A 4,129-nucleotide genomic window follows, 5' to 3' on the forward strand; every position below is an offset into this window, starting at 1 on the left:
CAAACTGGAAATCAAAAAATTTGACCCAGTAGCCCGTAAACACGTTATTTACAAAGAAACTAAATTGAAATAATCCGGTTTCTTCCAAGAAAAAGCTCCTGTTTTGCAGGAGCTTTTCTTTTTATTTTCTGATTGGTTTTTGGGGGGCTTGTTTCAAATGTGTATGCAAGATATTTTTGGATTGCTTTGTAAGGAGGCAAAATAAAAGAGCGTGTATCCATTGGGATTACGCTCTTTTATTTTTCAGACGGCCTGATAGAGGATAAGCTGCCTTAAATCGCTAATAAACATTCAACAACGACTTAATGATCGACCTTGATGCCTTGGTCGTCGGAATGTTGTTTTTTATCCAGCTCTTTTTGCAAGGTATCGCATGGCGTGTCGCAATCGCACATTTTTTTCATGCCGAGAGAGGAAATGCCGCCGCAGCTGCCTTTGATGGTGCGTTTGGAGAAGATATAGCCGACTGCCATGCCAAGGATGACAATGATAAAAATGCCGAAAGTGAGGAGGAGGGTTTTCATGTGTGTATTCCTGAAGGTTAGTTTAATAATTTCTTGAATGCGCTGGACATTTTAGTATGGTAGCCGCCTTGCGGGGTCCGGATGATAAGGAAAACGGCGAGATTTTCTTGCTCGGCAAGTTTAAGTGCTTCAGTTTCTCCGAGGACGAACAATCCGGTGGAAAGGCCGTCTGCAAGTGTGGCGTTTTCTGCTACTACGCTGATGGAAGCAAGGTTGTGGCTGATGGGTTGTTTGGTTTTAGGGTTGATGATATGGGAAAGGCGGCGGCCTGACTTATCGACATGGAAAATGCGGTAGTCGCCGGATGTGGCCAGTGATTTATTGTCCAATGGAATGGTGATTTGAGTGGCGCCGCCTTGAACGATATTGGGCTGCTCGATGCCGATACGCCAAGGATTGCCTTGTGCATTGTGGCCTTTGCCATGTAACTCGCCTCCGATTTCTACCAAATAATTGCCGATATTGAGTTTTTCAAGTTCGGCGGCGGTTTTATCCACGCCAAAACCTTTGGCGATGGAGGATAGGTCTAAATAGACTTCGGGATGGGTTTTGGCGAGTGTAGGCTGCTGACCATCTTGGGAAAGTTTGAGTTTGTCCGTACCGACCATTTCTGAAGCATGTTGGATTTCTTGTGCAGTCGGTTCGTGCGTGATTTCTTTTTGCGGGCCGAATCCCCAAAGGTTGACCAAAGGGCCGACGGTTACGTCCAGTGCGCCGTGCGTCAATTTGTTTAAACGCAAGGCTTCGCCGGTTACATAGGCAAAGTCTTGGGAAATGGGCATGGCCTGATTGACGGTGCGCAGCTGGTTGAATTGGCTGATTTCGGAATCGGTCTGGTAGGTAGACATTTGCCGGTTGACTTCTTTAAGCGCGTCATCAATGCGTTTTTGTATTTCGGCGGGGGAGGGGAGTTTGTCTTGACCATCTGAAAGGTATTTGACGGTATAGGTAGTGCCCATGGTCTCGCCTTGCAGGGTGATGGTTTGTTGTTTTTCAGGTTGGCAGGCAGAGAGCGTGAGTGCGGAAACGATGGCAACGGTGTAGCCGATTATCGGACGGTAAAACGAATTGGAAAGAAACGGCATAGGGGATTCGCGGATTATTTTTTGAAGCCTTTATTGTATCGTAAAAGAAAGGTTCAGGCCGTCTGAAAGTATGGTTTTCAGACGACCTGGCAATAAAAAAGGAAGAAACCGAAGTTTCTTCCTTTTTGTTTGTTAGCCGCCGAAATCGTCCAAGAGGATGTTTTCGTCTTCCACGCCCAAATCTTTGAGCATTTTGATCACGGACTGGTTCATGATCGGAGGGCCACACATATAGAATTCGCAGTCTTCCGGTGCTTCATGGTTTTTCAGGTGGTTTTCGTAAACTACGTTGTGAATGAAGCCTGTGTAACCATCCCAGTTGTCTTCAGGCAATGGGTCGGACAGGGCAACGTGCCATGTGAAGTTCGGGAATTCTGCTGCGAGTTGGTCGAAGTCTTCGACATAGAACATCTCGCGTTTAGAACGTGCACCATACCAGAAGGTAATCTTACGTTTGGAGTTCAAACGTTTCAGCTGGTCGAAAATGTGGGAACGCATCGGAGCCATACCCGCACCACCGCCGATAAATACCATTTCGGCATCGGTATCTTTGGCAAAGAATTCGCCAAATGGACCGGAAATCGTTACTTTATCACCGGCTTTAAGCGACCAGATATAAGACGACATTTGTCCTGGAGGCGCATCAGGTACGCGTGGAGGAGGCGTAGCGATACGCACGTTCAGCATGATGATGCCTTTTTCTTCAGGGTATGAAGCCATAGAGTAGGCACGCAAAATCGGCTCGTCCACTTTGGAAACATATTGCCACAGATTGTATTTGTCCCAGTCTTCGTGATATTCCTTAGGAATGTCGAAGTCTTTGTAGGCAACAGTGTGAGGAGGGGCTTCAATTTGGATGTAGCCACCGGCGCGGAAAGGAACTTCTTCGCCTTCGGGAATGGCAAGCTTGAGTTCTTTAATGAACGTTGCTTTGTTGTCATTGGAGATGACAGTACATTCCCATTTTTTCACGCCGAATACTTCTTCCGGTACTTCGATGTCCATGTCGGTTTTAACGTTGACCTGACAAGACAGACGGCAGCCTTCGCGCGCTTCGCGTTTGCTGATGTGGGACAACTCGGTTGGCAGAATGTCGCCGCCGCCGCTTTTTACGATAACGCGGCACTGGCCGCATGAGCCGCCACCACCGCAGGCGGAAGGAACGAAGATGCCTTGGCTGGCAAGCGCACCCAGCAGTTTACCGCCGGCAGGCATCGTCAGCTCTTTTTCATTATTGACTTTGATGGTGATGTCGCCTTCGCTCACCAACTTGGATTTGGCAAACAGAATCATCAGTGCCAAAACCAAGACGATGAGGGTAAACATCACGATACCTAGAATAATCTCCATGCCGATTCCTTTCTTATAACTGGATGCCGGAGAACGACATAAACGCCATTGCCATCAGGCCAGCGGCGATAAAGGTAATGCCCAAGCCTTTGAGACCTTTAGGGACGTCCGAATATTTCATTTTTTCGGTAATGCCCGCCAAAGCGACAATAGCCAAAAGCCAGCCCAAACCTGCACCGAAACCATATACAACGGACTCGCCGAAGTTGTATTCGCGTTGCGCCATAAACGATACGGCACCGAAAATCGCGCAGTTTACGGTAATCAGAGGCAGGTAGATACCCAATGCGTTGTAGAGGGCAGGGACGAATTTGTCCAAGAACATTTCCAAAATCTGCACCAAAGCGGCAATCACGCCGATGAAGGTGATGAATTTCAGGAAGGTCAGGTCCACGCCTTCAACCAGCGCGCCGTCTTTCAACAGCGAGTAAACAAGTTGGTTGGCAGGGACGGACAGGCCGAGTACGAAAGTTACAGCCACGCCCAAACCGAATGCAGTGGATACTTTTTTAGATACTGCCAAAAATGTACACATCCCTAAGAAGAAGGAAAGTGCCATGTTTTCCAGAAAGACGGATTTTACAAAGAGGCTTAAGTAATGTTCCATGTGTTATTTCTCCGCCTGTTCAGGTTTCCAAGTGCGCAGCCCCCATACCAAGAAGCCGATGATGAAGAACGCGCTGGGAGCGAGCAAGAACAAGCCGTTGGTTTGATACCAGCCGCCATCTTGTACGGTTTGGAAAATGGTGTAGCCAAAGAGCTTGCCTGAGCCGATCAGTTCGCGGATGGTTGCGATGATGATCAACATCATGCCGTAACCTGCGCCGTTGCCGATACCGTCAACCAAGCTCTCCAAAGGAGGCTCTTTCATGGCGAATGCTTCGGCACGGCCCATCACGATACAGTTGGTAATAATCAGGCCGACGAAAACGGACAGCTGTTTGGACAGCTCATAGGCAAAAGCTTGGAGCAGTTGGTCAACCAGCGTTACCAAGGAAGCAACAATCGCCATTTGCACAATAATACGGATGCTGTTGGGGATGTAGTTGCGTACCAAAGAAATGAAGAAGCTGGAAAAACCGGTTACCAAAGCTACGGAAATACCCATTACGATGGCCGTCTGAAGTTTGGTGGTAACCGCCAAAGCCGAACAAATACCCAAAACCTGCA

The 4,129-nt window shown here is 48.1% G+C and carries 6 protein-coding genes; 1 reads left to right on the forward strand and 5 read right to left on the reverse strand.

Annotation, left to right across the window (positions count from 1 at the left end):
• Nucleotides 1–73: 50S ribosomal protein L33 (rpmG, locus tag ACTHUE_RS12090; RefSeq protein ID WP_440423359.1), on the forward strand; the 73-nt coding region annotated here is incomplete at its 5' end.
• A 229-nt stretch (nucleotides 74–302) separates the two neighbouring features.
• Here rpmG and nqrM read toward each other — a convergent pair.
• From nqrM to ACTHUE_RS12115, 5 genes are all read right to left on the reverse strand, one after another.
• Entirely contained in the window at nucleotides 303–524 is a 222-nt protein-coding gene (gene nqrM, locus ACTHUE_RS12095) for a (Na+)-NQR maturation NqrM (protein WP_070460328.1), read from the reverse strand.
• Between the two features lie 17 nt (nucleotides 525–541).
• The gene (locus tag ACTHUE_RS12100; RefSeq protein ID WP_083290029.1) at nucleotides 542–1,609 is read right to left on the reverse strand and encodes an FAD:protein FMN transferase; all 1,068 of its coding nucleotides are present in this window, start codon (nucleotides 1,607–1,609) and stop codon (nucleotides 542–544) included.
• A 132-nt stretch (nucleotides 1,610–1,741) separates the two neighbouring features.
• A complete protein-coding gene (gene nqrF, locus ACTHUE_RS12105; RefSeq protein WP_049323894.1) occupies nucleotides 1,742–2,959 on the reverse strand; it encodes an NADH:ubiquinone reductase (Na(+)-transporting) subunit F in 1,218 nt (405 codons plus the stop codon).
• Nucleotides 2,960–2,972: 13 nt separating this feature from the next.
• The gene (gene nqrE / locus ACTHUE_RS12110) at nucleotides 2,973–3,566 is read right to left on the reverse strand and encodes an NADH:ubiquinone reductase (Na(+)-transporting) subunit E (protein WP_003684365.1); all 594 of its coding nucleotides are present in this window, start codon (nucleotides 3,564–3,566) and stop codon (nucleotides 2,973–2,975) included.
• A gap of 3 nt (nucleotides 3,567–3,569) precedes the next feature.
• On the reverse strand, nucleotides 3,570–4,129 hold a 560-nt coding region (locus ACTHUE_RS12115), incomplete at its 5' end, for an NADH:ubiquinone reductase (Na(+)-transporting) subunit D (protein WP_440423563.1).

The organism is Neisseria sp. P0021.S005, from assembly GCF_051956955.1.

Excerpts from the sequence above, each read along its gene's own strand:
- nqrF (WP_049323894.1), bottom strand. The coding sequence starts at position 2,959 with ATGGAGATTATTCTAGGTATCGTGATGTTTACCCTCATCGTCTTGGTT.
- nqrM (WP_070460328.1), bottom strand. The coding sequence starts at position 524 with ATGAAAACCCTCCTCCTCACTTTCGGCATTTTTATCATTGTCATCCTT.
- ACTHUE_RS12100 (WP_083290029.1), bottom strand. The coding sequence starts at position 1,609 with ATGCCGTTTCTTTCCAATTCGTTTTACCGTCCGATAATCGGCTACACC.
- nqrE (WP_003684365.1), bottom strand. The coding sequence starts at position 3,566 with ATGGAACATTACTTAAGCCTCTTTGTAAAATCCGTCTTTCTGGAAAAC.